Source organism: Inquilinus sp. OTU3971, from assembly GCF_038440215.1.
On record NZ_JASATH010000467.1, the window covers coordinates 1 to 284 of the forward strand.

At 72.2% G+C, this 284-nt stretch carries 1 protein-coding gene; it reads left to right on the forward strand.

Going from position 1 to position 284, the window contains the following annotated elements:
- Positions 1 to 214, forward strand: a 214-nt coding sequence (locus AAHM41_RS40445) for a hypothetical protein (protein WP_342242294.1), incomplete at its 5' end; no start/stop codon positions are given.
- Positions 215 to 284: the final 70 nt, after the last annotated feature.

Below are 284 nucleotides of genomic sequence, written 5' to 3' on the forward strand. Positions count from 1 at the left end.
GTTCGTGCAGGAGGTGTGCCGCAAGATCGGTTACCCGCCGGACCCGATCCGGCTGCCGCAAAGCTGGGACGAGGTCGCCGAGACGACGGCCGCCCCGCCGGCGGAGTCCGCCGAGGCGGCCGATCGTGAGCCCGCGGACGATTGGTCCCCGCCGCCGGCCGACTCCGCCGCCGGCCGGCCCATGCCCAAGTCGGCGAAACCGGACAGCAGCTGAGGGCTGAGTCGCTTGTTACGCCTGCCGATTACCCGACCAGCCCAGCCTTCCACACTCCCCCTCCCCTTGC